This window comes from Citrobacter sp. CK181, assembly GCF_030333595.1.
In the GTDB taxonomy this organism is placed as follows: domain Bacteria; phylum Pseudomonadota; class Gammaproteobacteria; order Enterobacterales; family Enterobacteriaceae; genus Citrobacter_B; species Citrobacter_B koseri.
Genome location: NZ_JAOWFN010000013.1, coordinates 332,682 through 358,583 on the forward strand (window position 1 = coordinate 332,682; position 25,902 = coordinate 358,583).

The following is a 25,902-nucleotide window of genomic DNA, read 5'->3' on the forward strand; positions in this document are numbered from 1 at the left end:
CTCGCCTCAGGCACGTTGAGCGTGAATGAAAGATGCCAGCGTGGCGACGGAAAAGAAGTGCTGACGCATCTCTTCGCTCTCTGCGGAGAGCACCACGCCATACTGGTTTTTCACCGCCAGCCCCAGCTCAAGGGCATCGATCGAATCCAGTCCTAAACCATCACCAAAGAGCGCCGCCTCGGTATCGATATCGTCAGCGGACAGCTCGTCCAGATTCAGCGTATTTATTATGAGATTTTTAATTTCAAGGTAGAGCGCTTGCATCATTAATTCCTGAAAGAGGTGTAGCACCTGGTTGTAATTGAAGCAAAAGATGCCGGTTCAACTGCCTTGCCGCCAGCGCCGGTTCTTGTAAATTTGCATCGTTAAACGGGTCGATCGCGATCCGCTCGCGCACCTCTACGGTAAACAGAGGTTTCGCGGGAGGCACGTCATACCATTTGCTCTGCTTATCCAGCAGATGCTCGCTACAGTGGATAGTCACTACGCGTAAATCGCTGCCGCAGCGTACGGCGATATTGGCCGCGCCGCGTTGCAGCGTCATTTTTTCACCGGGTCGCGTTCGCGTCCCTTCGGGGAAAATCAATATTGTGTCGCCCTGATCCAGACGCTGCTGGCAGGCCGGTAACAGCGCGTCGGCCTGGCTGTTGATCAGGTAATCCGCCGCGCGAATAACGCCGCTGACGAACGGGTTTTTCAGCAGTGCGCTCTTCACCAGGCAGTCGGTTTCGGGCATGACGGAAGCCAGCAGCACGTAATCGATAAGCGTGGGATGGTTCGCCACCACCAGACACCCTTTCTCCTGTCGCAGCACGTCGCTCCCCTCGATGCGGTAGTCCAGAACGCCAAGCGTTTTCGCTACCGTTAAAAAGGCGCGAAAACTGGCCGCAATGCTGCGACGGGCCAGGCGGCGGCGTCTGACGGGGTTCCATACCAATAGTAACAATAAGTTGAACCACACGACAGAAAGCAACAGCCCGCCGATGCCGAACAGGGCAAAACAAAAACCGGTCATCACCAGTCGCCATGCCCAATCCAGGCGCGCCAGAAGCGTGTTCACGCGCGGCTCCACTGCCACTCTACCCGCTCGCCCGGCAGCGTAAAGGCGTCGGCGTTTTGTAAGTAACGCTGTAAAAACAGCAGGCTTTGCGGAAGCGGCATTTCATCCTGAGGCGCGCCGGGCCGCGTGGCGCAGGACAGCGCATTCCCCGCTTCAATGACAAAGGCGACGGCGTAAGGCCAGGTCGGCATCTGTGGCGGTAATCGCGGATGGTAAAACTCGGGTAGGAAGCCGTCGAAATCGACCATCAGTACCCGCTGATAACCCGCCTGAAGCAGGCACATCACTTCGCACAACCCTTGCTGGAAGGTGTCTCTCCCGGCGGAAAGCGAGGATGAGACAACCGGCTGTTTTGCGGCAATGGTCAGATTACCGACCGCGGAATTGTGTACTGACAGGGCGAAATCGGTGGGAGAGAGCGCCTGTTCCATCGCCAGCGCGTGCAGGATGCGGTAGTTACGCTCCAGTTCGCCGTGGCGGCTGGTATAGAGCACCGCGTCGATATCGTGGCGACGCAGCATGGCCAACCCGCACTCCACCGCCAGTTTGCTGCCGGAACTGAGCCGCCGGGCGGTCATCATCGGGAGTTCGTGCAGTTTTGCCTGCGGCGCGGCGGGATCGATGGCGTACGGCTCCCGCGACCACTGCTGCCAGTGGGTCGCTTCGCTAAGTCCTGGGGCTCTGGCCTGCCAGTCTGTTATGTTTAGTGCAAATTTCATCAACGCGCGTCCGCGGTAATCCGGTGATACCAGTAACGTTTTTTTAACGTCACTTTGTTATTTTTTCTTTTGGCATATCAATAAAGTATGCCCAACGCCCAGGTTGTCATGGCGTTCATCCACCTGGAACCCTGCCATGTCCAGATAGTGATAAAACTTCTCTACGCTGTAGAAACGGCTGTTGCCATTTGCCATACAGGTAAAATAAAGCGAAGACGCATTCAGGCTAAAAGAGGCCGCTTCAAATTTCTGCGCATCCCAGAACAGCTCCATAATGCACAGCCTTGCGCCGGGTTTCATCACGCGGGCAACGTTACTGAGCATGGTGATAATCTGTTCCGGTGAAAAGCAGTCCAGAAATTGGCTCATCCACCAGATATCGGCCTCTCCGGGTAAAGGCGTATCACCCAGCATATCCACTGCATGGAAATCTATGCGATGAGATAATCCTGCATTTTCGATATTTTTACGGGCAAGTGCAATTTGTTGTGGCAAATCTAATAAAGTGACCGCGATATTTTTATCGTACTGGCAGCAGCGTAATGCCCATTTCCCGGTATTTCCGCCCACATCGTACAGGGTTGCCGGGCGACTGGCGAATACATAAGGCAGCGCGGCGTCAAATGCGCCGTCGGAATAGTAATGATCGAAGGCGAACCAGCTGTCACGCGCCGCCTGCGGTAATTGCGACAGCGCGGGATAAATCGTTGGCCAGTCGCCGAATATTTTCAGTCCTGACGGTTTGCCTTCCTTTAGCGCATTTTCCAGATAAAACAGCCCCTGATAGCAAACATCCTGGGTGAAATCCATATTTATGCGGGTCATGGCGTCATGCAGAAGAAAATGCCCCACCTTCGCGAGATAATAATGCCCCTCTTTGTGAGTAATAATACGTCCGCTTAATCCCATATCCAGCAGTACGCTGGCGGCATATTCATTGATGCTGCTGTTTTCAGTGATATCGTCGAGCGTTGCGCCGCGTTTACCCTGCCGATCCAGATATGTCAGCACGCCCGCGTTACGCAGACACAATGCGGCCTGGAAAAGCATGGGGGCGAAGGCGATACGTTGTGCTTCCGTGATGGCATCCAGTGCGCTGAGCGAGTCCTGTTCGTACATAATGGGGACAACCTGTTAAGAGGGGGTAAAAGCGAGTTATCGGGCCGTCTTCGACCCGACTTTAATAATCCGCGTCATCTTTCAGGCCGCCGCTTTTGACACGTGAACGTTCAGCTCAATGCCACCTGAATGAAAGTGCGTACCGCCTGAATTACAGACCCGCGCCTGCGGACAAGTTAACCTGGATGTCTTTGTCCAGGTTATGTACCCAGCGGTTGTAGTTTTTGTGAATTTTGCCGCCGGAAGCCTGCAAATTGAGGCTGCTGTCGTATTTGATGTCGTAGCCGGTGGCGGAGTAGGTAATGCGCACTTCAGCGACGTGGTTGCGCGTCTGCTGACGTCCTTTGATAACGCCAGGCCCGACTTCAGACATGATCCATTGACGTTGAACGCCGGCCTTCAGAATGGCGTTTTTGACTTGCTCCTGAGTATGGCCCGCGCTCACACTGGAGTGAACCTGATCGATAGGCGCAGTACGCGCGCAACCCGCCAGAGCACCCACAACCGCAATAGCGGCAAACCATTTAATGAATTGTTTCATGAAAACTCCCTATCAATTAACTAGTTGACTAATAATGTGCTTATTAATTTATTAATAACGAACGCCAGCCATAATGGCGTCGGTTTTTATTTTATGCATTTTTCATTTCACGCGAAAACCGGCTGAATGCGATATTGTTATATCTGTTTGAGTTAAGTCGTTTTATTCCGGCGAATGCTGTTTCTTATTTATTAAATAACGGGCGGCAGGACATATTTCATTTAAGGTAAACTGCCACATATATTTAAAACGCATGACAGTTTACCGGGCAGGTGCGTAGATAAAAACTACCCTGGTTGGTAGGTAAATTAATTATCCGGGCAACCGACTTTTCGGGCGACCCGGCCCCAGTAAAATCGCCAGCTTGCTGCCGCCTTTGGTGGTCTCCATCCAGATCTTACAGACGCTGGTAAGCGGAACGGAAAGCAGCATCCCTACCGGGCCTAATAACCATCCCCACACCAGTAAAGAGAGGAACACCACCAGCGTGGACATTCCCAGGCGGTGGCCCATCATGCGCGGTTCCAGGATATTACCGATGATCATATGCACCACCAGAAAGAGCGCGCCGACCAGAACGCATTCGTAGAAACCGTTGAACAGCAGCGCCTGAATCATCGGCGGCACCGCTGAAATGACCGAACCAATATTAGGGACATAGTTGAGTAAAAACGCCAGCACGCCCCACATCAGCGCAAACTGGATGTCCATCAGCGCCAGCCCCAGCCAGACAATCACGCCGGTCCACAGGCTCAGCAGCGTTTTCAGCGCCAGATAGTGCGACACGCCTTTGAGCGCCCGGTGTAAACCCGCAATGTGAATTTGCGGGTTGTTCAGCGCGAAACGCAGTTTGTAGGGAACGTGGCGAACTTCGAACAGCATAAACACCACCGTCATCACCAGCAGGACTACGCTTGCCATCGCCCCGGAAAGGCCGGTCATCAGTGTGGTGGTGAAGGTCATCAGTTTATCGGAGTCGATGCGTTGCAGCAGGCGTTCCGGCGACATGTGCAGGTTGAGGAAGGGCAGCATCTCCTGCAAATGCAGAACCTTACGCGTCAGCTCCTTGTTGTATTTCGGCAGCATGGCGACGAATTCATTGATTGACGCAGCCAGCACGCCGATCAGCGCCGTCAGTACGATAAGCATCACGACCACCACGAGGGTAATCGCCACCGGGCGGTTAACGCCGCGACGAATAAACCAGGTTACCAGCGGGTTGAGGACAATGGCGAAAAAGAGCGCCAGTAAGAGCTGCACAATAATATCTGCTGCGGCATGGAGCCCTGCCAGTATGACGACCAACGACGCCAGTTTGAGCAGAATATGCATCCCCGTTTTGTCGGGGTGAGGGGTTGTCATGTCATCTTCCTTTTTGCATTTTTTCTAAGTGTAGCGCCTGGCCTGAGACCAATATTCTTAATCTTGCTACTGATTTTCGCGACTCAGCATGATAAAAATGAAACACTGTTGTAAAAACGTGGTGACCTCCCATGCCCGAACCCGTCGCTGAACCGGCGCTTAGCGGATTGCGCCTCAATCTGCGTATCGTTTCTGTTGTGATTTTTAACTTCGCCAGTTATCTGACGATCGGTTTGCCGCTCGCAGTCCTGCCGGGCTATGTCCATGATGTGATGGGGTTTAGCGCCTTCTGGGCGGGGCTGGTCATAAGCTTACAATATTTTGCGACGCTCGTGAGCCGCCCTCATGCGGGGCGCTACGCTGACCTGCTGGGGCCGAAAAAGGTTGTCGTCTTTGGTTTGTGCGGCTGCTTTCTGAGCGGCCTGAGCTATCTCCTGGCGGGATTCGCCAGCGGCTGGCCGATTGCAAGCCTGCTGCTGTTATGCCTGGGGCGTGTCATTCTGGGCATTGGACAAAGCTTCGCCGGAACCGGATCAACGCTCTGGGGCGTAGGCGTGGTGGGGTCGCTGCATATTGGCCGGGTGATTTCGTGGAACGGTATTGTCACGTATGGCGCGATGGCGATGGGCGCCCCGCTTGGCGTGTTGTTTTACGCCTGGGGCGGGTTACAGGGGCTGGCGTTGACGATCATGGGCGTGGCGCTGCTGGCCGTGCTGTTTGCGCTCCCGCGCCCGGCGGTGAAAGCCAGTAAGGGCAAACCGCTGCCGTTTCGCGCCGTGCTTGGGCGCGTCTGGCTGTATGGAATGGCGCTGGCGCTGGCATCCGCGGGATTCGGCGTTATCGCCACCTTCATCACGCTGTTTTATGACGCGAAAGGGTGGGATGGCGCCGCCTTCGCGCTCACGCTGTTTAGCTGTGCGTTTGTGGGCGCCCGTTTATTGTTCCCCAATGGCATCAATCGGTTAGGCGGCTTAAACGTGGCGATGATCTGCTTTAGCGTGGAGATTATTGGGTTGCTGCTGGTGGGCGTTGCGCTGATGCCGTGGATGGCGAAAATTGGCGTGCTACTGGCGGGGGCGGGGTTCTCGCTGGTCTTTCCGGCGCTGGGCGTGGTGGCGGTAAAGGCGGTGCCGCAGCAGAATCAAGGGGCGGCGCTGGCGACCTATACGGTGTTTATGGATTTATCGTTGGGCGTGACCGGGCCGCTGGCGGGGCTGCTGATGACCTGGGCGGGTGTGCCGGTTATCTATCTGGCGGCGGCGGGTCTGGTGGCGATTGCGCTGTTGCTGACCTGGCGGTTAAAAAAACGGCCTCCGGCGGTATCGCAGGAGGCCGTGTCATCGTCTTAACCGTTACTGGATAACCAGTGTGTTAATGATGTTTTCAGCGGCGGTTTGCGCCTTCTGCTGATCGTCTGCTGGCAGCGTGATTTGCAGGGTCAGCAGTTGGTTATCCACTTTGCCCAGCAGTACGGAAGAGTACGCGGTCTGGCCTTTCGCAGAGATAATGCTGTCCAGCTGTTGCAGCGTGTGACCTTTCAGCTCGATGGCTTTATTGGTCACGACCTGCAACTGCGGGTCGCGGCTGCGCTGTTGATCTTCCAGACGTTTCGCCAGCACGGCGAGGTCTTCATTGGTGTTATCGCCAACAATCACGATCACCGCTTTCTGGCCTGTCGCGTCAGAGTAGACGTGCATATTATTGGCCTGAGTGCCCAGCTTGCCGCTCTGGTCGGTCATATCCGCTGGCAGTGAGAACGTCAGCTTACCGTCCAGCAGGCTGACAGGTTGTCCGGTTGCGTTGCTTTCCGTAGAGGTTCCCTCTGCCGGAGCATTGGTATCGTTGTTATCACAGGCCGCAAGCCCCATAACCAGCAGGCCAATACCGACATATTTAACCAGATTGCGCATTGACTTCTTCCTTTCGATAAACGGCCATAACGGCTCATTCATCCATCTTATCACAACTCGGAAAATGAACCTTTAACTCGTCTGCAATGCCGAGATTTCAGATTTATCTGCCAGCCTTTTCAGCAACATATTCAGCAATACGCCATACATCGGCAGGAAGAAAATAATGCTGATGAGCACCTTGAAGCAGTAATCGACTAGGGCGATTTCCATCCAGTGCTCGGCCATAAAGGCATCGGGGCTGCGCCAGAAAGCGATGAAGAAGAAGGCGAGGGTATCGCTGACGTTGCCAAACAGCGTGGAGGCCGTAGGAGCCATCCACCAGCGGCGGTTCTGGCGCAGACGGTTAAAGACGTGTACATCCAGAATCTGGCCCAGCGCATACGCCATAAAGCTGGCGGTGGCGATACGCGCGACAAACAGGTTGAAGTGCAGCAGCGCGCCAAATCCCTGCCAGGAACCCATATAAAACAGCGATGAGATGACATAGGAGATGAGCAGCGCCGGGATCATCACCGCAAAGATTATCCGTCGTGCCAGCGGCGCGCCAAAAATGCGCACGGTCAGGTCGGTCGCGAGAAAAATAAAGGGAAAGCTAAAGGCGCCCCACGTCGTGTGGAACCCGAAAACAGAGATCGGAAGCTGTACCAGATAGTTACTGGAGGTGATCACCAGTAAGTGGAATAGCGATAGCCAGAACAACGCTTTTACGCGCTGTATTTGAGTAAAGGAGTTCATATTGTACCTTTTTGATCGATATTTGGGGTGAGGGAACCCAATAAAACCGCCGCATCATACTGCTTTGAAAACGTATTGCAATGGTTGTTTTTCACGCAATCGTTAACTTGATTTGCTTACGGGCAAACAGGGCGTAAACTACAGCCGTTTTTTTAGTGAATGAGACGAAGATGACCGATCTGTTTTCCTCCCCCGACCATACGCTTGATGCCCAGGGGCTACGCTGCCCGGAACCGGTAATGATGGTGCGTAAAACCGTGCGTAACATGCAAACGGGCGAAACGCTGCTGATTATTGCTGACGATCCGGCGACAACCCGCGATATTCCTGGCTTTTGTACGTTTATGGAACATGAGCTGATGGCTAAAGAGACGGATTCGCTGCCGTATCGTTATTTGCTGCGTAAAAAGCATTGAGTCTCAGCCGGATAAAACCGGCGTGACCGCTGCGACATTTTTAAACCATCGTTTCAATTTTTCCTGCTTTTTTGTGAAGCACTTCACCTTCATCTTTCAGGGCATCGGCTACGGTTTAAGCGTAAAAACTAAAACAATGTTTTAACGCTACCCTCTCAACCTCTGGAGCTGACCCGATGAAAGTGACTCTCAAGCCGCTCGCGGCTTCCCTGTGCCTGGCTACCGCGTCAATACTGTTTTCCCATTCCGTTTTCGCGCAGGTCATTAAAGCGGCGGATGTCCATCCGCAGGGCTACCCGAATGTCGTCGCCGTGCAGAAAATGGGCGAAAAACTCAAACAACAGACCGACGGCAAACTGGAAATTAAAGTGTTCCCGGGCGGCGTGCTGGGCGATGAGAAACAGATGATTGAACAGGCGCAAATCGGCGCGATTGATATGATTCGCGTATCGATGGCGCCGGTGGCGGCTATTCTGCCGGATATCGAAGTCTTTACGCTGCCCTATGTGTTCCGCGACGAAGACCACATGCACAAAATTATTGATGGCGATATCGGGAAAAGCATTGGCGATAAGCTGACGAACAACCCGAAATCACGTCTGGTGTTTCTTGGCTGGATGGACTCCGGGACGCGCAACCTGATTACTAAAAACCCGGTGGAAAAGCCGGAAGATCTCCACGGTATGAAGATTCGCGTGCAGGGAAGCCCGGTGGCGCTGGATACGCTGAAAGACATGGGGGCGAACTCGGTGGCGATGGGGGTGAGCGAGGTGTTTAGCGGTATGCAGACCGGCGTGATTGACGGTGCGGAAAACAACCCGCCGACTTTTGTCGCGCATAACTACATGCCGGTTGCGAAGAATTACACCCTCAGCGGGCACTTTATCACCCCGGAAATGCTGCTCTATTCCAAAGTGAAGTGGGACAAGCTGACTGCGGATGAGCAGCAGAAGATCCTGACGCTGGCGCGCGAAGCGCAGTTTGAGCAGCGTAAATTGTGGGATGCCTACAACCAGGAGGCATTAGCGAAGATGAAGGCTGGCGGCGTGCAGTTCCACGAAATTGATAAAGCGTATTTCGTGAAGGCCACCGAACCGGTCCGCGCGCAGTATGGCGAAAAACACCAGGCGTTGATGAAGGCGATTGCCGACGTGCAGTAAGCGCCTTCGCTTCGCCGGATGAGCAGGCCTGCGTGGGTTCGTGCCATGATCCCCGTAGGCCTGATAAGCCTGGCGCCATCAGGCGACAATCTACCCTTTACGCAACAGCCGCAGCGCGTTGGCGGTCACCAGCACCGTCGCCCCGGTATCCGCCAGCACGGCCAGCCACAGACCGGTTATGCCGAGCAGCGTGGTGATGAGGAAGATCCCTTTCAGCCCCAGGGCAATTGCGATGTTCTGACGAATATTGGCGTGGGTGGCGCGCGCCAGCTGGATCATCTGTACCAGCCCGCTCAGGCGGTTATGCGTCAGGGCGGCGTCTGCCGTTTCCAGCGCGACATCCGTTCCGCTTCCCATCGCAATACCTATCGCGGCGGCCTTCATTGCGGGGGCGTCGTTAATGCCGTCACCCACCATCGCCAGCGGGGCGTGCTGATTGAGCGCCGTCACCGCCCGGACTTTATCTTCTGGTAGCAGGCCCGCTTTAAACGTCAGGCCCAGCTCTCCGGCAATGGCCGCTGCCGCGCGTGGGTTATCGCCGGTCAGGATCACGCCTTTCACTCCTAACTGATTAAGCTCGCCGATCGCGGTGCGGGCGTCATCGCGCAGCGTATCCTGTAGGGCGAGCACGCCGAGTACGTCGTCGTTGCGCAGCACCAGCACGACCGTCTGTCCGGCGCTTTCCAGTTCGCTGATTTGCCCGGCAAAGGCTTCCGCCGGGCGTTTGCCTGCGGCGCAAATCAGGATGCGCTCGCCATTAACCTGAGCTTCGATACCCGAACCGACCAGCGCGCGCTGCTCCAGCGCTGGCGGAATGGTCAGTTCACGCGTCTGCGCTTCACGCACAATGGCCTGCGCCAGTGGGTGCGTCGCGCCTTGTTCCACCGCCGCCGCCAGCGCCAGCAGCTCCGCTTCGCCGATCCCGCTTGCCGGATGGATGGCGGTGACGCGCGGTTTCCCTACGGTCAGGGTGCCGGTTTTATCGAACGCCACCTGAGTGACTCTGCCTAGCTGCTCCAGCGCTGCGCCGCCTTTAATCAGCGCCCCGCGACGTGCCGCCGCCGCCAGCCCGGAGGTGATGGCCGCCGGAGTGGAAATGACCAGCGCACACGGGCAGCCAATCAGCAACAGCGTGAGTCCCTTATAAATCCACTCTTGCCAGGACGCGGCAAACAGCAGCGGCGGCACCAGCGTGACCAGCAGCGCGACGGCCATAATCACCGGGGTGTAAATCCGGCTGAAGCGGTCAATAAAACGCTCAATGGGCGCGCGGCGTTCTTCGGCTTCTTCAATCAGCTTCAGGATACGGTCAATCGCGCTGGCGCCCGGTTCTGACAGCACCTCCAGCGTAACGAGCCGATCCACGCTGGTGGCGCCGGCGGGGACTTTCTCGCCCGTTGAGCGCTCGACCGGAATCGACTCGCCGGTGAGCGCGCTCTCATCAAAACTGGCGAAACCGGAGACCAGCCTGCCGTCGGCGGGTAAGCGCCCGCCTGCCGCCACTTCGATAATGTCGCCGGGTTGCAGGGTGTTGATCGCCACCTCTTCGCGCACGCCATCGCGCAGGCGCGTGGCGGTTTCCGGTTTGAGGGCCATCAGCGCGCTGACCCCTTTGCGGGCGCGGCTGGCAGCCCACCCTTCGAGGCGTTCGCCGATCAGAAATAACAGCAGCACCATCGCCGCTTCCGCCGTCGCGCCAATAAACAGCGCGCCAATCGCCGCCACGCTCATCAGCGTTTCGATGGCGAACCAGCTACCGGTTTTCATCAGGCGCAGCGCCTGACGGGCAATGGGATACAGGCCGACCAGCGTGGTGGCGATAAACGCCAGTTGGCCGAACGGATGGTTGAATTGCTCCAGCCCCCAGCTAATCGCCATCATAATGATGAGCGTGATCAGCGGCAGGTTTTCTTGCAGCCGGGATTCGCGCGCCTCTGCTGTGGCCTGTTCATCACGCAGGGTATAGCCCGCCTTTTGTACGGCGCGTTCAACGTGTTGGCGGATATCGGCATTCGCATCCACCACCAGTTTCTCGGTGGCGAACAGCACCTGTACCTGATTGACGCCCCCGACCTGGCGCACGGCGTTTTCGACTTTACGGGCGCAGGCGGCGCAGTCCATACCGGCGACTTTCCAGGTGTAACGCGTCCCTTCGGTGGTGTCGGGGACGAGAGCCTCCGTTGCGCAGGCGCCCTCACAGCAGCAGTCATCTACCTTCCGGGGGGCTGGCGCCAGTTTGAAGGATGAAAATTGTGGGACTTTTTTGCCATCAGTATCGGGTGTCAACATGGCATCCTCCGGTTGATGATAATTTTCTCATTAACCGGAGGATACACTCTGGAGTCGACTCCAGAGTCAAGCGTTATTAAAGATAAAGCGAGCGGACAATCAGGAAGTGCCCGGCAAAGTAGCAGGCGGCGGAAATAGCGTTATCCGCGCGGAAGCGGCAGCGGTAATGGCTGCCCAGCCAGACGATGTTGCCGAGGAATAACAACGATGCGCCCATAAAAGCAGAGAGCGCCGGGGCGGTCGGGCGGAAGAACCACAGTTCACCGGCCAGCCAGACCATCATGAGCGTCATGGCGATAAAGGTACATATCGGCCAGCGCAGCTCTTCCAGACGCGTCCAGATCACCGCAATCAGCAACCCGCCCAACACCAGCAGCACTAACGGCAATGGCCAGAAGAACGACAGCGTCATCTGGCTGGCGAAATAGAGGGTGTACAGCAGGTGCGACAGGAAGAATGCGCCAATGGCGTACAGCAGACGTTGGCGCGGCAACAGCGTCAACGCATCGCCCAGCAACGAGGCGCACAGGCCCGCCAGCACAAGGTAGCTGATCGCGTCGAACATCGGCGCTTGCCAGGCGAGTAAAAGAAGGAGAATCAGGGTGAGAGGTTTAAAGACCCAGCGCTGCCACGCTGGCCCACGATACGATGCGTCCACAAATAGCCATGCGGAAAGACAGACAGCGATAAACGACCAAAGCATCTTAGTTCCTTGAATTCGTTATTTTTTCGCGAGCGGTATGCTCACGGCCCTGTTGTCCAGTGTAGAGGTCGGCGCAGGCAGATGACAACACCATAACGGGCAGGGTATGCTTATTTCCGCATTTTCTGATGGGTTAAAATGATGAGTAAACCACCACTTTTTTTCATTGTTATCATTGGCTTGATTGTTATCGCCGCGTCGTTTCGCTTTGTTTCGCAGCGGCGAGAAAAAGCCGATAACGATGCCGCGCCATTGCAGCAAAAGCAGGTAGTGGTGAGCAATAAGCGCGAAAAGCCGATCAACGAGCGGCGCTCGCGTCAGCAGCAGGTGACGCCAGCGGGCACCAGTATGCGTTATGAAGCTAGCTTTAAACCGCAGCGCGGCGGGCTTGAGCAGACGTTCCGGCTTGATGCCCAACAGTACCATGCGTTAACGGTCGGGGATAAAGGCACGCTGAGCTACAAAGGTTCGCGGTTTGTCGATTTTGTCGCCCAGCCATAAGATTTCGCCCAATGGCGTGTTGCTTATCGGGCCTACGGTCTGAGGGGTTTGTAGGTCGGATAAGGCGCAGCCGACATCCGGCAAAAGGTTATTTTTTAACGTTAAATTTCTTCTGCCACACCAGCAGCTCAAAGACGCCGAACAGGAAAATGCGGATTTTCTCGCCGGTGGTCATCTGCGGGCCATCTTTAGGCATGGTGCTTTTTAACAGTGCCAGCTGCATACCGTGCATCAGCACCATAAAGACCAGCGCGACGTTGACGAAAATATTCAGCGGGCGCGGGAAAGGCTGTACCATATTAAGAATTAAAAACGCCCAGACGCAGAGCATCAGTAATCGACCCAGATTAATCAGCATCGCTTTCTCCTTGTGCTTCCCGTTGATACAGGCGGTATGCGACCTGTCCGGCCACTTTTTCACGATACAACGACCAGTTTGCCGGGACGGGCGGCAGACCGTTTTCGACTTCGCTTTCGACGTAAATATACGCGTCATCAGCCAGCCAGCCGTGCGTTTCCAGCAGGCTTAACGTCTCTTCCAGCAGCCCTTTGCGAAACGGGGGATCGACAAACACCACGCTGTGCGGCGTACCGGTCTGCGCCAGAAAGGCCAGCGTATTGGCGTTGACCACGCGGGCGTTGCCTGCCTTTAGCGTAGCAAGATTCTTTTGTAACTGCTGTGACACGGCGCGATCCATCTCCAGCAACGTCGCGCCCGCCGCATAGCGGGAAAGCGCTTCCAGCCCCAGCGCGCCGCTTCCGGCGAAACAATCCAGACAGTGGGCGTCTACCATGACCGGTGCCAGCCAGTTAAACAGCGTCTCGCGAACCCGGTCGGTTGTCGGGCGCAGCCCTGGGCTGTCGGGAACCGGAAGTTTACGGCCCCGCCATTGTCCGCCAATAATGCGGATTTGACCGCTGCCAGAGTGATTCGGTTTTTTCATTTCTATTGCTCAATCCGCTGCTGACGTGTCATTCCAGGCGGTGATGTGAATTAAGTTAAGTGGTAGACTATTTCATCATTTTTTTAGCTTCCATGTATATAGCGCCAGATATTAACCGCGAGGAGTACAGTCGCAGATGGCAAAACAGAAAAAACGTGGCTTCTTTTCCTGGCTGGGCTTTGGTGAAAAAGAGCAGGAACAGGAACAAAAAACCGAAGAACAACAGCGTGTTGAAGAACAGTTAGCGCCAGAAACGCCGGTTGAGACGGCGGCAGAGGCCGACGCGGAAACGCACGCCCACGGCAAGGCGGAAACCGACGCTTTCGCCGAAGCTGTGGTGAACGTCACCGAACAGGTTCAGGAAAGCGAAAAACCGCAGCCGGTTGAGCCAGAGCCTGTCGTAGAGCCTGTTGTTGACCCCGTGGTTGAAGAAGACATCGTTGAGCCGCAGGCGGTGGTGGAACATGAAGAACTGCCGCTGCCGGAAGAGGTGAACGTCGAAGAGACGTCGCCTGAAGAGTGGCAGGCCGAAGCGGAAACGGTAGAGATCGTGGAGGCGGTAGAAGAAGAGGCGCAAAACGAACCGCAACTGACCGACGAAGAACGGGAAGCGCAGGCGCTGGCGGCGGAAGCGGCGGAAGACGCGGTGGTTGTCGTGCCGACGGCAGAAGAAGAGACGCCGGTTGAGGAGATGATTCAGGAGCAAGAGAAGCCGACAAAAGAGGGTTTCTTTGCGCGCCTGAAACGTAGTCTTCTGAAAACAAAAGAAAATCTCGGTTCAGGATTTATCAGTCTGTTCCGTGGTAAGAAAATCGACGATGATCTGTTTGAAGAACTGGAAGAGCAGTTACTGATTGCCGATGTGGGTGTGGAAACCACCCGCAAGATCATCGCTAACCTGACAGAGGGCGCCAGCCGCAAACAGCTGCATGACGCCGAAGCGCTGTATGGCCTGCTGAAAGACGAGATGGGCGATATCCTCGCAAAAGTTGACGAACCGCTTAATATTGAAGGCAAAACGCCATTTGTTATTCTGATGGTTGGCGTTAACGGCGTGGGGAAAACCACCACGATCGGTAAGCTGGCGCGTCAGTTCGAGCAGCAGGGCAAATCCGTGATGCTGGCGGCGGGGGATACCTTCCGTGCGGCGGCGGTAGAGCAGTTGCAGGTCTGGGGCCAGCGTAACAACATTCCGGTTATCGCCCAGCATACCGGCGCGGATTCCGCTTCCGTTATCTTTGACGCCATCCAGGCGGCGAAAGCGCGTAATGTGGATGTGCTGATTGCCGATACCGCAGGTCGCTTGCAGAACAAAGCGCACCTGATGGAAGAACTGAAAAAAATCGTTCGCGTGATGAAGAAACTCGACGAAGATGCGCCGCATGAAGTGATGCTGACCATCGACGCCAGCACCGGGCAGAATGCGATAAGCCAGGCCAAACTGTTCCATGAAGCGGTTGGCCTGACCGGTATCACCCTGACCAAGCTGGATGGCACGGCGAAGGGTGGGGTTATCTTCTCGGTTGCCGATCAGTTTGGCATTCCTATCCGCTATATTGGTGTGGGCGAACGTATCGAGGATTTACGTCCGTTTAAGGCGGACGATTTTATAGAGGCACTTTTTGCCCGAGAGGATTAACAATGATTCGCTTTGAACATGTCAGCAAGGCCTATCTCGGTGGGAGACAAGCGCTGCAAGGAGTCACATTCCACATGCAGCCAGGCGAGATGGCGTTTCTGACCGGCCACTCAGGCGCGGGGAAAAGTACCCTGCTGAAGCTTATCTGTGGGATTGAACGGCCGAGCGCTGGGAAAATCTTCTTCAGCGGGCATGACATTACGCGCCTGAAAAACCGTGAAGTGCCGTTTCTGCGTCGTCAGATCGGAATGATTTTCCAGGATCACCACCTGCTGATGGATCGTACGGTCTATGACAACGTGGCGATCCCGTTGATTATCGCTGGCGCCAGCGGGGACGACATCCGTCGTCGTGTGTCGGCGGCGCTGGATAAAGTCGGGCTGCTGGACAAAGCGAGGAATTTTCCCATTCAACTCTCTGGCGGTGAGCAGCAGCGCGTGGGGATTGCCCGTGCGGTGGTGAACAAGCCTGCGGTGCTGCTGGCGGATGAACCGACCGGGAACCTGGATGATGCCTTATCGGAAGGGATTTTACGTCTGTTTGAAGAGTTTAACCGCGTTGGGGTGACGGTATTGATGGCGACGCACGACATCGGGCTTATCTCCCGTCGTTCGTACCGTATGCTCACCCTGAGCGAAGGTCATTTGCATGGAGGCCTGGTCAGTGAATAAGCGTGACGCTATCAACCAAATCAGGCAGTTTGGCGGCAGACTGGACCGTTTTCGTAAATCTGGCGGTTCGTCCGGCGACGGCGGTCGCAATGCGCCGAGACGCGCAAAACCCTCGCCAAAGCCGAACTCGCGTAAAACCAACGTCTTTAACGAGCAGGTGCGCTATGCGTTCCAGGGCGCGTTACAGGATCTGAAAAGCAAGCCGCTGGCGACGTTTCTGACGGTGATGGTGATTGCCATCTCTCTGACGCTGCCAAGCGTCTGCTACATGGTCTATAAGAACGTCAACCAGGCGGCGACGCAGTACTATCCGTCCCCGCAGATCACCGTTTATCTGCAAAAGACGCTGGATGACGACGCGGCCGCCGGGGTGGTCGCACAGGTCCAGGCCGAGCAGGGGGTGGAGAAGGTCAACTATCTCTCCCGCGACGATGCATTGGGCGAGTTCCGCAACTGGTCTGGCTTTGGCGGCGCGCTGGACATGCTGGAAGAGAATCCGCTTCCGGCAGTGGCGGTGGTGATCCCGAAACTGGATTTCCAGGGAACGGAGTCGCTGAATACGCTACGCGATCGCATCTCGCAGATTAACGGCATTGATGAAGTGCGTATGGATGACAGCTGGTTTGCCCGTCTGGCGGCGCTGACCGGGCTGGTAGGGCGCGTTTCCGCGATGATCGGCGTGCTGATGGTGGCGGCGGTGTTCCTCGTCATCGGCAACAGCGTGCGCCTGAGCATTTTCGCCCGCCGTGACACCATCAACGTGCAGAAACTGATTGGCGCGACGGATGGATTTATCCTGCGACCGTTCCTGTACGGCGGCGCGCTGCTCGGCTTTTCAGGGGCATTTCTTTCACTGATTTTGTCAGAAATTTTGGTGATGCGCTTGTCGTCAGCGGTGACGGAAGTGGCGCAGGTTTTCGGCACGAAGTTTGATATCAATGGCTTATCGTTCGATGAGTGCCTGTTGCTGCTGCTGGTGTGCTCGATGATCGGCTGGGTTGCGGCGTGGCTTGCCACTGTGCAACATTTACGTCACTTTACTCCCGATTAATAAAAGCGTGGTATACTCTTTCCCTGCAATGAGTTCCCGTTCGCAGGGAAAGAGCATCAAAACATCTCATCCCCCTGCCCACAGTGTTTTTTCATAGCGGTGTCACATTTTGTGCGTAATTTATTCACAACGTTGCATTGAACTTGTGGATAAAATCACTGTCTGATAAAAGAGTGAGTGCTATTCTCGTTGCTCATAAACGCTGGCACGTTTGTTGCTCATTTGCAGTGCCAGACGATATAAATTGAGAGGATTTGAATGACCAAAGAAATGCAAAATTTAGCTTTAGCCCCTGTTGGTAACCTGGAATCTTACATCCGGGCTGCAAACGCGTGGCCGATGTTATCGGCTGACGAAGAACGGGCACTGGCTGAAAAGCTGCATTACCAGGGCGATCTGGAAGCAGCTAAGACGCTGATTCTGTCTCACCTGCGCTTTGTTGTTCATGTTGCTCGTAACTATGCGGGCTATGGCCTGCCGCAGGCGGATCTGATTCAGGAAGGTAACATCGGCCTGATGAAAGCCGTGCGCCGTTTTAACCCGGAAGTGGGTGTGCGCCTGGTTTCTTTCGCCGTGCACTGGATCAAAGCGGAGATCCACGAATACGTATTGCGTAACTGGCGTATCGTTAAAGTCGCAACCACCAAAGCACAGCGTAAGCTGTTCTTTAACCTGCGTAAAACCAAGCAGCGTCTGGGCTGGTTTAATCAGGATGAAGTGGAAATGGTGGCGCGCGAACTGGGCGTAACCAGCAAAGACGTTCGCGAGATGGAATCCCGTATGGCGGCGCAGGACATGACGTTTGACATGTCTTCGGACGACGAGTCTGACAGCCAGCCGATGGCGCCAGTGCTGTATTTGCAGGATAAAACCTCTAACTTTGCCGACGGCATTGAAGAGGATAACTGGGAAGATCAGGCGGCAAACAAACTGACCCACGCAATGGAAGGTCTGGACGAGCGTAGCCAGGACATCATTCGCGCCCGTTGGCTGGACGAAGATAATAAGTCCACGCTACAGGAACTGGCCGACCGCTATGGCGTTTCTGCTGAACGTGTACGTCAGCTTGAAAAGAACGCGATGAAGAAACTGCGCGCCGCTATCGAAGCGTAATTTCCGCGAAGTGCCCGAAAAACCCTGGATGAGAATCCGGGGTTTTTTGTTTTACAGGCCGGATAAGGCACCGCCGCCATCCGGCAAACAGGCAAACATAAATGCCCGATGGCGTTTCGCTTATCAGGCTACGGGGATAACGCTTTTTTTCTCCCCCGCTCTGGCGAATTCTTCCCCCCTGGCAAACACTTACCGATGGGTTGTGCGCATCTTAGGGGGAGAAGGTGAAAAATAACGAACTGAATGAAAGACGGTTGCAGGCGACGCCGCGCGGCATCGGGGTGATGTGCGGTTTCTATGCCGACAGAGCGGAAAACGCCACGCTGTGGGATATTGAAGGCAATGAGGTGATTGATTTCGCCGCCGGAATTGCCGTGTTGAACACCGGGCACCGTCATCCAAAAGTCATCGCGGCAATTGAAAAACAGCTCCAGTCATTTACCCATACCGCGTATCAAATCGTGCCTTATGCAAGCTACGTTACGCTTGCCGAGCGTATTAACGAGCGCGTGCCGGTCAACGGCCCGGCGAAAACGGCTTTCTTCTCCACCGGCGCGGAGGCGGTCGAAAACGCGGTGAAAATTGCGCGTGCCTGTACCCGACGACCGGGGCTGATTACCTTTGGCGGCGCGTTTCACGGGCGAACCTTTATGACGATGGCGCTCACCGGTAAGGTCGCGCCCTACAAAATTGGCTTTGGGCCGTTCCCGGGATCGGTCTATCACGCGCAATATCCGAATCCTTTGCATGGCGTTACCACGGCGGATGCGCTGAACAGTCTCGAACGGATTTTTAAAGCCGATATTGCGCCGGACCAGGTGGCGGCCATTATCCTGGAACCGGTGCAGGGGGAAGGGGGCTTTAACGTCGCGCCAACGGATTTCATGCAGGCGCTGCGTACGTTATGCGATACCCACGGCATCTTGCTGATCGCCGATGAAGTGCAGACCGGTTTTGCCCGTACAGGCAAACTGTTTGCGATGGAGCACCACGGCGTTCAGCCGGATCTCATTACGATGGCCAAAAGTCTGGCCGGCGGTATGCCGCTGTCGGCGGTATCCGGTCGCGCCGAGGTGATGGATGCGCCTGCGCCGGGCGGTCTTGGCGGCACCTACGCCGGAAACCCGCTGGCGGTGGCCGCCGCGCATGCGGTGCTTGATGTGATTGAAGAAGACGATCTCTGCACTCGCGCCACGCAGCTTGGTCAGCATCTGGTTGAGGTGTTGAACAAAGCGAAAGCCGCCTGCCCGTCCATTGCCGAGATCCGCGCGCAGGGCTCGATGGTGGCGGTAGAGTTTACCGATCCGCAAACCGGCCAGCCGTCCCCTGAATTTACCCGGCAGGTGCAGGATCGCGCATTGCAGGAGGGTCTGCTGCTGCTCAGCTGCGGTGTTTACGGCAACGTGATCCGCTTCCTCTATCCGCTGACGATCCCCGATGCGCAGTTCCGTAAAGCGCTGGAGATCATTACGCGTTCGCTGACACGATAAACCGACGCCGCCCGTTGCGGCGGCGCCCCGTTTTGTCATCAACTTGTTATCTGACTGTCAAATTAGCTATTCCAAAATCATAAAAATCGGGTATGTTTTAGCAGAGTATGCTGCTAAAGCACGGGTGGCTTACCATTAATTGAAATAAAGTGCTGAACAACAACATCACAACATACGTAATAACCACAATAATGGGGATTCTCAGGATGAATATGAAGGGTAAAGCGTTATTGGCAGGATGTATCGCCCTGTCTTTGAGCAATATGGCGTTTGCTAAGGATATCAAAGTGGCCGTTGTCGGCGCGATGTCCGGCCCGGTAGCGCAGTACGGCGATCAGGAATTTACCGGCGCGGAGCAGGCGATTGCCGATATCAACGCGAAAGGCGGCATCAAGGGCGATAAGCTGGTTGCCGTGAAATATGATGATGCCTGCGACCCGAAACAAGCGGTAGCAGTAGCCAACAAAGTGGTCAACGACGGCATTAAATATGTTATCGGCCACCTGTGCTCCTCATCCACGCAGCCTGCGTCTGATATCTATGAAGACGAAGGCATTCTGATGATTACCCCGGCTGCGACCGCACCGGAACTGACCGCGCGCGGTTATCAGCTGATCCTGCGCACCACCGGTCTGGACTCCGATCAGGGGCCGACGGCGGCGAAATATATTCTGGAAAGCGTGAAGCCGCAGCGCATCGCCATTATTCACGATAAGCAGCAGTACGGTGAAGGCCTGGCGCGCGCGGTGCAGGATGGCCTGAAAAAAGGCAATGCCAACGTGGTGTTCTTCGACGGGATTACCGCCGGCGAGAAAGATTTCTCCACCCTGGTGGCGCGCCTGAAGAAAGAGAACATCGATTTTGTGTATTACGGCGGCTACCACCCTGAGATGGGGCAGATCCTGCGCCAGGCTCGCGCTGCTGGCCTGAAAACGAAGTTTATGGGGCCGGAAGGGGTAGCGAACGTGTCGCTGTCTAACATTGCCGGTGAGTCTGCCGAGGGGATGCTGGTCACCAAGCCGAAGAACTACGATCAGGTTCCGGCGAACAAACCGATCGTAGACGCTATCAAAGCGAAGAAACAGGACCCAAGCGGCGCGTTTGTGTGGACCACCTACGCGGCGTTGCAGTCATTGCAGGCGGGTCTGAATCAGTCCGACGATCCGGCTGAAATCGCCAAATACCTGAAAGCGAATACCGTGGAAACCGTTATGGGGCCGTTGTCCTGGGATGAGAAGGGCGATCTGAAAGGCTTTGAGTTCGGCGTCTTTACCTGGCATGCCGACGGTACGGCAACCGACGCCAGGTAATTGAGTGCCGGGTGGCGGCTTCGCCTTACCCCCTGGAAAATTGCGTGAGAGTTGCGAAACACGTAGGCCGGATAAGCGTTAGCGCCATCCGGCTTTTTTATTACCGTTTTTCCCAGCCGTCCGCCTGCGCCGTAAACCCTAATGCCTGCATAAACGCCGCCATTACGCCTCGCTCTTCGACGCCGACATCTGCCATCCACCAGGCTGAAACGCCCGGATTATTGCGGATCACCTCTTCCACCAGATACTGCCCCACGCCGCGACGACGCGTGATCTCGCGAACCCGCAATGAGTCCAGCGCGCCTTGCGTACCGCTTAGCGTTACCCGCACAGCGCCCAACAGACGCTCATTGAAACGCGCCGCGTAGATCCGGTGAGTATCATCTACGCTTAAAGACGAGGCGGAGTATTCCGGCCAGATTTTACCCAGATCGATGAGATCCTGGGCGCTAAAGTTTTCTAAACGAACGATGGTCAGCTTCATCGACAGCATGTCCAAATCACCAAAGAGAGAACCAGTGTACCGAAATAATGTGTTCCGACACTTTCTCTTTTTTATTTCATTTACCAGGCGATTAGTTTTTTGGCAACGATAAGTACAGTTTGAAACATCAGAGAATGAAAAACAGGCAGGATAATCCCCTGGGAGGCAGCGTTTTATTCCGCTCTTTGTGCCGTTATTTTATGCTGACAAGTGCGCTTTTTTTTGTTTATCTATAGCTGAAATCAGAATATTATCTTTTCTTAATCGACTGAAAAATAGAGTGTTTGCTCTGATTTTGCATAAAAAGCTGTGCTAAACCATTAATGCAACAGGTAAAAATAGCATAGTTCAAAAAAAGCACAGTCTGCTTTTTAACCACATAAATACAAAATATATACACAAAATCATTCAAGGTGCATCAAGGCGGCAAGAGCGTGAATCCCCAGGTGCTTACATAAGTTAGTGACTGGGGTGAACGCACGTAGCCAACACCGGGGCAGCGTGAAGGATGAAGTGTAATAACGTCACGAATGGGGATTCAGTAAATGAAACGGAATGCGAAAACGATCATCGCAGGAGTGGTTGCACTGGCGATGTCGCATACGGCAATGGCGGACGATATTAAAGTCGCCGTTGTCGGGGCGATGTCCGGCCCGGTAGCGCAGTGGGGCGATATGGAATTTAACGGCGCGCGTCAGGCCATTAAAGACATCAACGCCAAAGGCGGCATCAAAGGCGATAAGCTGGTGGGCGTTGAGTATGACGACGCCTGTGACCCGAAACAGGCTGTCGCGGTGGCGAACAAAATCGTCAACGACGGCATTCAGTACGTTATCGGCCACCTGTGCTCCTCTTCCACACAGCCCGCGTCTGATATCTATGAAGATGAAGGCATCCTGATGATCTCCCCGGGCGCCACAAACCCGGAACTGACGCAGCGCGGCTACGAACACATCATGCGTACGGCGGGCCTGGACTCCTCCCAGGGGCCAACGGCGGCGAAATACATTCTTGAGAAAGTGAAGCCGCAGCGTATCGCCATTATTCATGATAAGCAGCAGTACGGCGAAGGTCTGGCGCGTTCCGTACAGGACAGCCTGAAAGCGGGCAACGCCAATATCGTGTTCTTTGACGGGATTACCGCTGGCGAGAAAGACTTTTCCGCGCTGATTGCCCGCCTGCAAAAAGAGAATATCGACTTCGTTTATTACGGCGGTTACTACCCGGAAATGGGCCAGATGCTGCGCCAGGCGCGCGCTATCGGCCTGAAAACCCAGTTTATGGGGCCAGAGGGCGTGGGCAATGCCTCACTGTCCAACATTGCTGGCGCGGCGGCAGAAGGCATGCTGGTGACGATGCCAAAACGCTATGACCAGGACCCGGCGAACAAAGGCATTGTCGATGCCCTTAAAGCCGACAAAAAAGATCCTACCGGCCCTTACGTGTGGATCACCTACGCTGCGGTGCAGTCGCTGGCAACCGCAATGGATCGTACCGGCAGCAAAGCGCCGCTCGATCTGGTGAAAGATCTGAAAGCACACGGGGCTGATACCGTGATTGGGCCGCTGAACTGGGATGAAAAAGGCGATCTGAAGGGATTTGAGTTTGGTGTCTTCCAGTGGCATGCCGACGGCTCATCGACCGTTGCCAAATAACGCCTGAAGACAAGTTATCCCTCCGCCCGCGCAAAACGGGCGGGTTGAGAAAGGTTACCTTATGTCCGAGCAGTTTCTCTATTTCTTGCAGCAGATGTTTAACGGCGTCACGCTGGGAAGCACCTATGCGCTGATCGCTATCGGCTATACGATGGTTTACGGCATTATCGGCATGATCAACTTCGCCCACGGCGAGGTCTATATGATCGGCAGCTATGTCTCTTTCATGATCATCGCCGCGCTGATGATGATGGGCATTGATACCAGCTGGCTGCTGGTCGCCGCCGGGTTCGTCGGGGCTATCATTATCGCCAGCGCCTATGGCTGGAGTATTGAACGGGTGGCCTATCGGCCAGTGCGCAGTTCCAAGCGACTGATTGCGCTCATCTCCGCGATCGGGATGTCTATTTTCCTGCAAAACTACGTCAGTCTTACCGAAGGTTCGCGTGACGTGGCGCTCCCCAGCCTGTTTAACGGCCAGTGGATTATCGGCAGCAGTGAGAACTTCGCCGCCAGCATTACCACCATGCAGTTGGTCATCTGGATTGTCACTTTCCTGGCGATGCTGGCGCTGACGCTGTTCATCCGTTACTCCCGTATGGGACGCGCCTGCCGCGCCTGTGCGGAAGACCTGAAAATGGCGAGTCTGCTGGGCATTAATACCGACCGCGTGATTGCGCTGACCTTTGTGATTGGCGCGGCGATGGCGGCGGTGGCGGGCGTGCTGCTCGGTCAGTTCTATGGCGTTATCAACCCGTATATTGGCTTTATGGCCGGGATGAAGGCCTTCACCGCCGCGGTGCTTGGCGGCATCGGCAGCATTCCTGGCGCGATGATTGGCGGCCTGATTCTGGGCGTCGCCGAAGCGCTCTCCTCTGCGTATCTGAGTACCGAATATAAAGATGTGGTGTCGTTTGCGCTGCTGATTCTGGTGCTGCTGGTCATGCCGACCGGTATCCTGGGCCGCCCGGAGGTAGAGAAAGTATGAAACCGATGCATTTTGCGATGGCGCTGCTCTCTGCCGCCATGTTCTTCGTACTGGCGGGCGTCTTTATGGGCGTTCAACTGGAACTCGATGGCACCAAACTGGTGGTGGGGACTGCTGCGGATATTCGCTGGCAGTGGGTGTTTATCGGTACTGCCGTGGTCTTTTTCTTCCAGTTGCTGCGACCGATTTTCCAGAAAAGCCTGAAGGGCATTTCCGGGCCTAAATTTGTTCTGCCAGCGATTGATGGCTCAACCGTGAAGCAGAAGCTGTTCCTGATTGCGCTGCTGGTCATCGCCGTCGTGTGGCCGTTTATGGTGTCGCGCGGCACCGTTGATATCGCCACGCTGACCATGATTTACATCATCCTCGGTCTTGGGCTGAACGTGGTGGTGGGGCTGTCTGGTCTGCTGGTGCTGGGCTACGGCGGTTTCTACGCCATTGGCGCGTATACCTTCGCGTTGCTGAACCACTATTACGGTCTGGGGTTCTGGACCTGCCTGCCGCTGGCGGGGCTGGTTGCAGCGGCGGCGGGATTCCTGCTCGGCTTCCCGGTATTGCGTCTGCGCGGCGACTACCTGGCGATTGTAACCTTAGGCTTTGGCGAGATTGTGCGTATCCTGCTGCTCAATAACACCGAAGTGACCGGTGGGCCGAACGGTATCAGCCAGATCCCGAAACCGACATTCTTCGGCCTGGAGTTCAGCCGTACCGCCCGTGAAGGCGGCTGGGATACCTTCAGCAACTTCTTCGGCGTGAAATACGATCCATCTGACCGCGTGATTTGGCTCTACCTGGTGGCGTTGCTGCTGGTCGTCTTCTCGCTGTTTGTGATCAACCGTCTGCTGCGTATGCCGCTGGGGCGGGCATGGGAAGCGCTGCGTGAAGATGAAATTGCCTGCCGTTCATTAGGCTTAAGTCCGACGCGCATTAAGCTGACGGCGTTTACCATCAGCGCCGCGTTTGCGGGATTCGCCGGAACGCTGTTCGCCGCGCGCCAGGGCTTTGTCAGCCCGGAGTCGTTCACCTTCGCCGAATCCGCTTTTGTACTGGCGATTGTGGTGCTTGGCGGCATGGGTTCGCAGTTCGCGGTTATTCTCGCCGCTATCCTGCTGGTGGTATCGCGCGAGCTAATGCGTGACTTCAACGAATACAGCATGTTGATGCTCGGTGGTTTGATGGTACTGATGATGATCTGGCGTCCGCAGGGCTTGCTGCCGATGACCCGTCCGCAGTTGAAACTGAAAAACGGGGAAGTGAAAGGAGAGCAGGCATGAGTCAGCCATTATTATCCGTTAACGGCCTGATGATGCGCTTTGGCGGTCTGCTGGCGGTAAACAACGTTGAACTGGAGCTGCATCCACGCGAAATCGTCTCATTGATCGGGCCAAACGGCGCCGGGAAAACCACGGTCTTTAACTGCCTGACCGGTTTCTATAAACCGACCGGCGGCACTATTATGCTGCGCGATCAGCATCTGGAAGGGCTGCCGGGTCAGCAGATTGCCCGTATGGGCGTGGTGCGTACCTTCCAGCACGTCCGCCTGTTCCGTGAGATGACGGTGATTGAAAACCTGCTGGTGGCGCAACATCAGCAGTTGAAAACCGGCGTCTTTTCGGGTCTGTTGAAGACTCCGGCGTTCCGTCGGGCGCAGAGTGAAGCGCTCGATCGCGCCGCCACCTGGCTGGAGCGTATCGGCCTGCTGGAGCACGCCAACCGCCAGGCCAGCAACCTGGCCTACGGCGACCAGCGTCGTCTGGAGATCGCCCGCTGCATGGTGACGCAGCCGGAGATCCTGATGCTGGATGAACCGGCGGCGGGTCTGAACCCGAAAGAGACCAAAGAGCTGGACGAATTAATTGCGGAGCTGCGTAATCATCACAACACCACCATTCTGCTGATTGAGCATGATATGAAGCTGGTGATGGGGATTTCCGATCGCATTTACGTGGTGAACCAGGGAACGCCGCTGGCGAACGGGACGCCGGAAGAAGTTCGCAATAACCCGGACGTGATCCGCGCCTATTTAGGTGAAGCATAAT

27 protein-coding genes are annotated in these 25,902 nt (G+C 55.6%); 14 read left to right on the top strand and 13 right to left on the bottom strand.

The window, feature by feature from the left end:
• Window positions 1–6: 6 nt before the first annotated feature.
• The 6 genes from OGW17_RS12900 to OGW17_RS12925 all read right to left on the bottom strand — a co-directional run bounded on the left by OGW17_RS12900 (window position 7) and on the right by OGW17_RS12925 (window position 4,801).
• Entirely contained in the window at window positions 7–264 is a 258-nt protein-coding gene (locus OGW17_RS12900; protein WP_024131035.1) for a phosphopantetheine-binding protein, read from the bottom strand.
• A complete protein-coding gene (locus OGW17_RS12905) occupies window positions 245–1,015 on the bottom strand; it encodes a lysophospholipid acyltransferase family protein (protein WP_228096617.1) in 771 nt (256 codons plus the stop codon). The genes OGW17_RS12900 and OGW17_RS12905 overlap by 20 nt, the downstream gene beginning before the upstream one ends.
• Window positions 1,016–1,056: 41 nt before the next feature.
• Window positions 1,057–1,779 carry a beta-ketoacyl synthase chain length factor gene (locus OGW17_RS12910; RefSeq protein WP_071259317.1) on the bottom strand — a complete coding sequence of 241 codons (723 nt, stop codon included), beginning with the start codon at window positions 1,777–1,779 and terminating at the stop codon, window positions 1,057–1,059.
• Between the two features lie 57 nt (window positions 1,780–1,836).
• The gene (locus tag OGW17_RS12915; RefSeq protein WP_071259319.1) at window positions 1,837–2,898 is read right to left on the bottom strand and encodes a class I SAM-dependent methyltransferase; all 1,062 of its coding nucleotides are present in this window, start codon (window positions 2,896–2,898) and stop codon (window positions 1,837–1,839) included.
• A 151-nt stretch (window positions 2,899–3,049) separates the two neighbouring features.
• Window positions 3,050–3,427: a hypothetical protein gene (locus tag OGW17_RS12920; protein WP_125337100.1), complete on the bottom strand. Its 378-nt coding sequence runs from the start codon at window positions 3,425–3,427 to the stop codon at window positions 3,050–3,052.
• Window positions 3,428–3,751: 324 nt separating this feature from the next.
• Complete coding sequence (locus tag OGW17_RS12925) at window positions 3,752–4,801, bottom strand: AI-2E family transporter (RefSeq protein ID WP_012135589.1); 1,050 nt, start codon at window positions 4,799–4,801, stop codon at window positions 3,752–3,754.
• Between the two features lie 131 nt (window positions 4,802–4,932).
• Here OGW17_RS12925 and OGW17_RS12930 point away from each other — a divergent pair, with 131 nt between their 5' ends.
• The gene (locus OGW17_RS12930; RefSeq protein ID WP_012135588.1) at window positions 4,933–6,150 is read left to right on the top strand and encodes an MFS transporter; all 1,218 of its coding nucleotides are present in this window, start codon (window positions 4,933–4,935) and stop codon (window positions 6,148–6,150) included.
• A gap of 3 nt (window positions 6,151–6,153) precedes the next feature.
• Here OGW17_RS12930 and OGW17_RS12935 read toward each other — a convergent pair whose 3' ends face one another.
• On the bottom strand, window positions 6,154–6,711 hold the full coding sequence (locus tag OGW17_RS12935; protein WP_024131033.1) for a DcrB family lipoprotein: 558 nt from the start codon (window positions 6,709–6,711) through the stop codon (window positions 6,154–6,156).
• A gap of 72 nt (window positions 6,712–6,783) precedes the next feature.
• Window positions 6,784–7,449, bottom strand: coding sequence for a 7-cyano-7-deazaguanine/7-aminomethyl-7-deazaguanine transporter (locus OGW17_RS12940; RefSeq protein WP_012135586.1), 666 nt, complete (start codon window positions 7,447–7,449; stop codon window positions 6,784–6,786).
• A gap of 170 nt (window positions 7,450–7,619) precedes the next feature.
• On the opposite strand from OGW17_RS12940, the gene tusA reads away from it, so the two are divergent.
• Together tusA and OGW17_RS12950 are read left to right on the top strand one after the other, a co-directional pair.
• Window positions 7,620–7,865, top strand: a complete 246-nt coding sequence (tusA, locus tag OGW17_RS12945) for a sulfurtransferase TusA (RefSeq protein ID WP_012135585.1) — start codon at window positions 7,620–7,622, stop codon at window positions 7,863–7,865.
• A 176-nt stretch (window positions 7,866–8,041) separates the two neighbouring features.
• Window positions 8,042–9,025, top strand: coding sequence for a TRAP transporter substrate-binding protein (locus OGW17_RS12950; protein ID WP_012135584.1), 984 nt, complete (start codon window positions 8,042–8,044; stop codon window positions 9,023–9,025).
• A gap of 90 nt (window positions 9,026–9,115) precedes the next feature.
• Here the strand turns inward: OGW17_RS12950 and zntA are convergent, their stop codons facing one another.
• The gene (gene zntA / locus OGW17_RS12955) at window positions 9,116–11,314 is read right to left on the bottom strand and encodes a Zn(II)/Cd(II)/Pb(II) translocating P-type ATPase ZntA (RefSeq protein ID WP_071259321.1); all 2,199 of its coding nucleotides are present in this window, start codon (window positions 11,312–11,314) and stop codon (window positions 9,116–9,118) included.
• A gap of 76 nt (window positions 11,315–11,390) precedes the next feature.
• Window positions 11,391–12,017: a lysoplasmalogenase gene (locus OGW17_RS12960; protein WP_012135582.1), complete on the bottom strand. Its 627-nt coding sequence runs from the start codon at window positions 12,015–12,017 to the stop codon at window positions 11,391–11,393.
• A gap of 141 nt (window positions 12,018–12,158) precedes the next feature.
• Here OGW17_RS12960 and OGW17_RS12965 point away from each other — a divergent pair, with 141 nt between their 5' ends.
• Entirely contained in the window at window positions 12,159–12,518 is a 360-nt protein-coding gene (locus tag OGW17_RS12965; protein ID WP_024131032.1) for a DUF2500 domain-containing protein, read from the top strand.
• A gap of 88 nt (window positions 12,519–12,606) precedes the next feature.
• On the opposite strand, the gene OGW17_RS12970 is transcribed toward OGW17_RS12965, so the two are convergent.
• Together OGW17_RS12970 and rsmD are read right to left on the bottom strand one after the other, a co-directional pair.
• Window positions 12,607–12,876, bottom strand: a complete 270-nt coding sequence (locus OGW17_RS12970; RefSeq protein ID WP_071259323.1) for a DUF1145 family protein — start codon at window positions 12,874–12,876, stop codon at window positions 12,607–12,609.
• The gene (gene rsmD / locus OGW17_RS12975; protein ID WP_071259325.1) at window positions 12,866–13,462 is read right to left on the bottom strand and encodes a 16S rRNA (guanine(966)-N(2))-methyltransferase; all 597 of its coding nucleotides are present in this window, start codon (window positions 13,460–13,462) and stop codon (window positions 12,866–12,868) included. The genes OGW17_RS12970 and rsmD overlap by 11 nt, the downstream gene beginning before the upstream one ends.
• A gap of 136 nt (window positions 13,463–13,598) precedes the next feature.
• Between rsmD and ftsY the strand changes: the two genes are divergently transcribed.
• The 6 genes from ftsY to livJ all read left to right on the top strand — a co-directional run bounded on the left by ftsY (window position 13,599) and on the right by livJ (window position 20,736).
• Entirely contained in the window at window positions 13,599–15,101 is a 1,503-nt protein-coding gene (ftsY, locus tag OGW17_RS12980; RefSeq protein ID WP_071259327.1) for a signal recognition particle-docking protein FtsY, read from the top strand.
• A gap of 2 nt (window positions 15,102–15,103) precedes the next feature.
• Complete coding sequence (gene ftsE / locus OGW17_RS12985) at window positions 15,104–15,772, top strand: cell division ATP-binding protein FtsE (RefSeq protein WP_012135575.1); 669 nt, start codon at window positions 15,104–15,106, stop codon at window positions 15,770–15,772.
• Complete coding sequence (gene ftsX / locus OGW17_RS12990) at window positions 15,765–16,823, top strand: permease-like cell division protein FtsX (RefSeq protein ID WP_071259328.1); 1,059 nt, start codon at window positions 15,765–15,767, stop codon at window positions 16,821–16,823. Before ftsE ends, ftsX begins: the two co-directional genes overlap by 8 nt.
• Window positions 16,824–17,081: 258 nt before the next feature.
• Window positions 17,082–17,936, top strand: coding sequence for an RNA polymerase sigma factor RpoH (rpoH, locus tag OGW17_RS12995; RefSeq protein WP_012135571.1), 855 nt, complete (start codon window positions 17,082–17,084; stop codon window positions 17,934–17,936).
• A 224-nt stretch (window positions 17,937–18,160) separates the two neighbouring features.
• Window positions 18,161–19,426 carry a 4-aminobutyrate--2-oxoglutarate transaminase gene (locus tag OGW17_RS13000; protein WP_071259330.1) on the top strand — a complete coding sequence of 422 codons (1,266 nt, stop codon included), beginning with the start codon at window positions 18,161–18,163 and terminating at the stop codon, window positions 19,424–19,426.
• 206 nt (window positions 19,427–19,632) lie between these two features.
• On the top strand, window positions 19,633–20,736 hold the full coding sequence (gene livJ, locus OGW17_RS13005) for a branched chain amino acid ABC transporter substrate-binding protein LivJ (RefSeq protein WP_024131030.1): 1,104 nt from the start codon (window positions 19,633–19,635) through the stop codon (window positions 20,734–20,736).
• Between the two features lie 100 nt (window positions 20,737–20,836).
• Here the strand turns inward: livJ and panM are convergent, their stop codons facing one another.
• On the bottom strand, window positions 20,837–21,220 hold the full coding sequence (panM, locus tag OGW17_RS13010; protein ID WP_024131029.1) for an aspartate 1-decarboxylase autocleavage activator PanM: 384 nt from the start codon (window positions 21,218–21,220) through the stop codon (window positions 20,837–20,839).
• Window positions 21,221–21,765: 545 nt separating this feature from the next.
• Here panM and livK point away from each other — a divergent pair.
• From livK to livG, 4 genes are all read left to right on the top strand, one after another.
• Window positions 21,766–22,875 carry a high-affinity branched-chain amino acid ABC transporter substrate-binding protein LivK gene (livK, locus tag OGW17_RS13015; RefSeq protein ID WP_012135565.1) on the top strand — a complete coding sequence of 370 codons (1,110 nt, stop codon included), beginning with the start codon at window positions 21,766–21,768 and terminating at the stop codon, window positions 22,873–22,875.
• Between the two features lie 61 nt (window positions 22,876–22,936).
• On the top strand, window positions 22,937–23,863 hold the full coding sequence (gene livH, locus OGW17_RS13020; protein WP_012135564.1) for a high-affinity branched-chain amino acid ABC transporter permease LivH: 927 nt from the start codon (window positions 22,937–22,939) through the stop codon (window positions 23,861–23,863).
• Complete coding sequence (gene livM, locus OGW17_RS13025) at window positions 23,860–25,137, top strand: branched chain amino acid ABC transporter permease LivM (protein WP_071259332.1); 1,278 nt, start codon at window positions 23,860–23,862, stop codon at window positions 25,135–25,137. The genes livH and livM overlap by 4 nt, the downstream gene beginning before the upstream one ends.
• Entirely contained in the window at window positions 25,134–25,901 is a 768-nt protein-coding gene (livG, locus tag OGW17_RS13030; RefSeq protein WP_047460588.1) for a high-affinity branched-chain amino acid ABC transporter ATP-binding protein LivG, read from the top strand. Before livM ends, livG begins: the two co-directional genes overlap by 4 nt.
• Window position 25,902 lies beyond the last annotated feature (1 nt).

Excerpts from the sequence above, each read along its gene's own strand:
- OGW17_RS12900 (WP_024131035.1), bottom strand. The coding sequence starts at position 264 with ATGCAAGCGCTCTACCTTGAAATTAAAAATCTCATAATAAATACGCTG.
- OGW17_RS12905 (WP_228096617.1), bottom strand. The coding sequence starts at position 1,015 with ATGACCGGTTTTTGTTTTGCCCTGTTCGGCATCGGCGGGCTGTTGCTT.
- OGW17_RS12910 (WP_071259317.1), bottom strand. The coding sequence starts at position 1,779 with ATGAAATTTGCACTAAACATAACAGACTGGCAGGCCAGAGCCCCAGGA.
- OGW17_RS12915 (WP_071259319.1), bottom strand. The coding sequence starts at position 2,898 with ATGTACGAACAGGACTCGCTCAGCGCACTGGATGCCATCACGGAAGCA.
- OGW17_RS12925 (WP_012135589.1), bottom strand. The coding sequence starts at position 4,801 with ATGACAACCCCTCACCCCGACAAAACGGGGATGCATATTCTGCTCAAA.
- OGW17_RS12930 (WP_012135588.1), top strand. The coding sequence starts at position 4,933 with ATGCCCGAACCCGTCGCTGAACCGGCGCTTAGCGGATTGCGCCTCAAT.
- OGW17_RS12935 (WP_024131033.1), bottom strand. The coding sequence starts at position 6,711 with ATGCGCAATCTGGTTAAATATGTCGGTATTGGCCTGCTGGTTATGGGG.
- OGW17_RS12940 (WP_012135586.1), bottom strand. The coding sequence starts at position 7,449 with ATGAACTCCTTTACTCAAATACAGCGCGTAAAAGCGTTGTTCTGGCTA.
- tusA (WP_012135585.1), top strand. The coding sequence starts at position 7,620 with ATGACCGATCTGTTTTCCTCCCCCGACCATACGCTTGATGCCCAGGGG.
- OGW17_RS12950 (WP_012135584.1), top strand. The coding sequence starts at position 8,042 with ATGAAAGTGACTCTCAAGCCGCTCGCGGCTTCCCTGTGCCTGGCTACC.
- zntA (WP_071259321.1), bottom strand. The coding sequence starts at position 11,314 with ATGTTGACACCCGATACTGATGGCAAAAAAGTCCCACAATTTTCATCC.
- OGW17_RS12960 (WP_012135582.1), bottom strand. The coding sequence starts at position 12,017 with ATGCTTTGGTCGTTTATCGCTGTCTGTCTTTCCGCATGGCTATTTGTG.
- OGW17_RS12965 (WP_024131032.1), top strand. The coding sequence starts at position 12,159 with ATGAGTAAACCACCACTTTTTTTCATTGTTATCATTGGCTTGATTGTT.
- OGW17_RS12970 (WP_071259323.1), bottom strand. The coding sequence starts at position 12,876 with ATGCTGATTAATCTGGGTCGATTACTGATGCTCTGCGTCTGGGCGTTT.
- rsmD (WP_071259325.1), bottom strand. The coding sequence starts at position 13,462 with ATGAAAAAACCGAATCACTCTGGCAGCGGTCAAATCCGCATTATTGGC.
- ftsY (WP_071259327.1), top strand. The coding sequence starts at position 13,599 with ATGGCAAAACAGAAAAAACGTGGCTTCTTTTCCTGGCTGGGCTTTGGT.
- ftsE (WP_012135575.1), top strand. The coding sequence starts at position 15,104 with ATGATTCGCTTTGAACATGTCAGCAAGGCCTATCTCGGTGGGAGACAA.
- rpoH (WP_012135571.1), top strand. The coding sequence starts at position 17,082 with ATGACCAAAGAAATGCAAAATTTAGCTTTAGCCCCTGTTGGTAACCTG.
- livJ (WP_024131030.1), top strand. The coding sequence starts at position 19,633 with ATGAATATGAAGGGTAAAGCGTTATTGGCAGGATGTATCGCCCTGTCT.
- panM (WP_024131029.1), bottom strand. The coding sequence starts at position 21,220 with ATGAAGCTGACCATCGTTCGTTTAGAAAACTTTAGCGCCCAGGATCTC.
- livK (WP_012135565.1), top strand. The coding sequence starts at position 21,766 with ATGAAACGGAATGCGAAAACGATCATCGCAGGAGTGGTTGCACTGGCG.
- livH (WP_012135564.1), top strand. The coding sequence starts at position 22,937 with ATGTCCGAGCAGTTTCTCTATTTCTTGCAGCAGATGTTTAACGGCGTC.
- livM (WP_071259332.1), top strand. The coding sequence starts at position 23,860 with ATGAAACCGATGCATTTTGCGATGGCGCTGCTCTCTGCCGCCATGTTC.
- livG (WP_047460588.1), top strand. The coding sequence starts at position 25,134 with ATGAGTCAGCCATTATTATCCGTTAACGGCCTGATGATGCGCTTTGGC.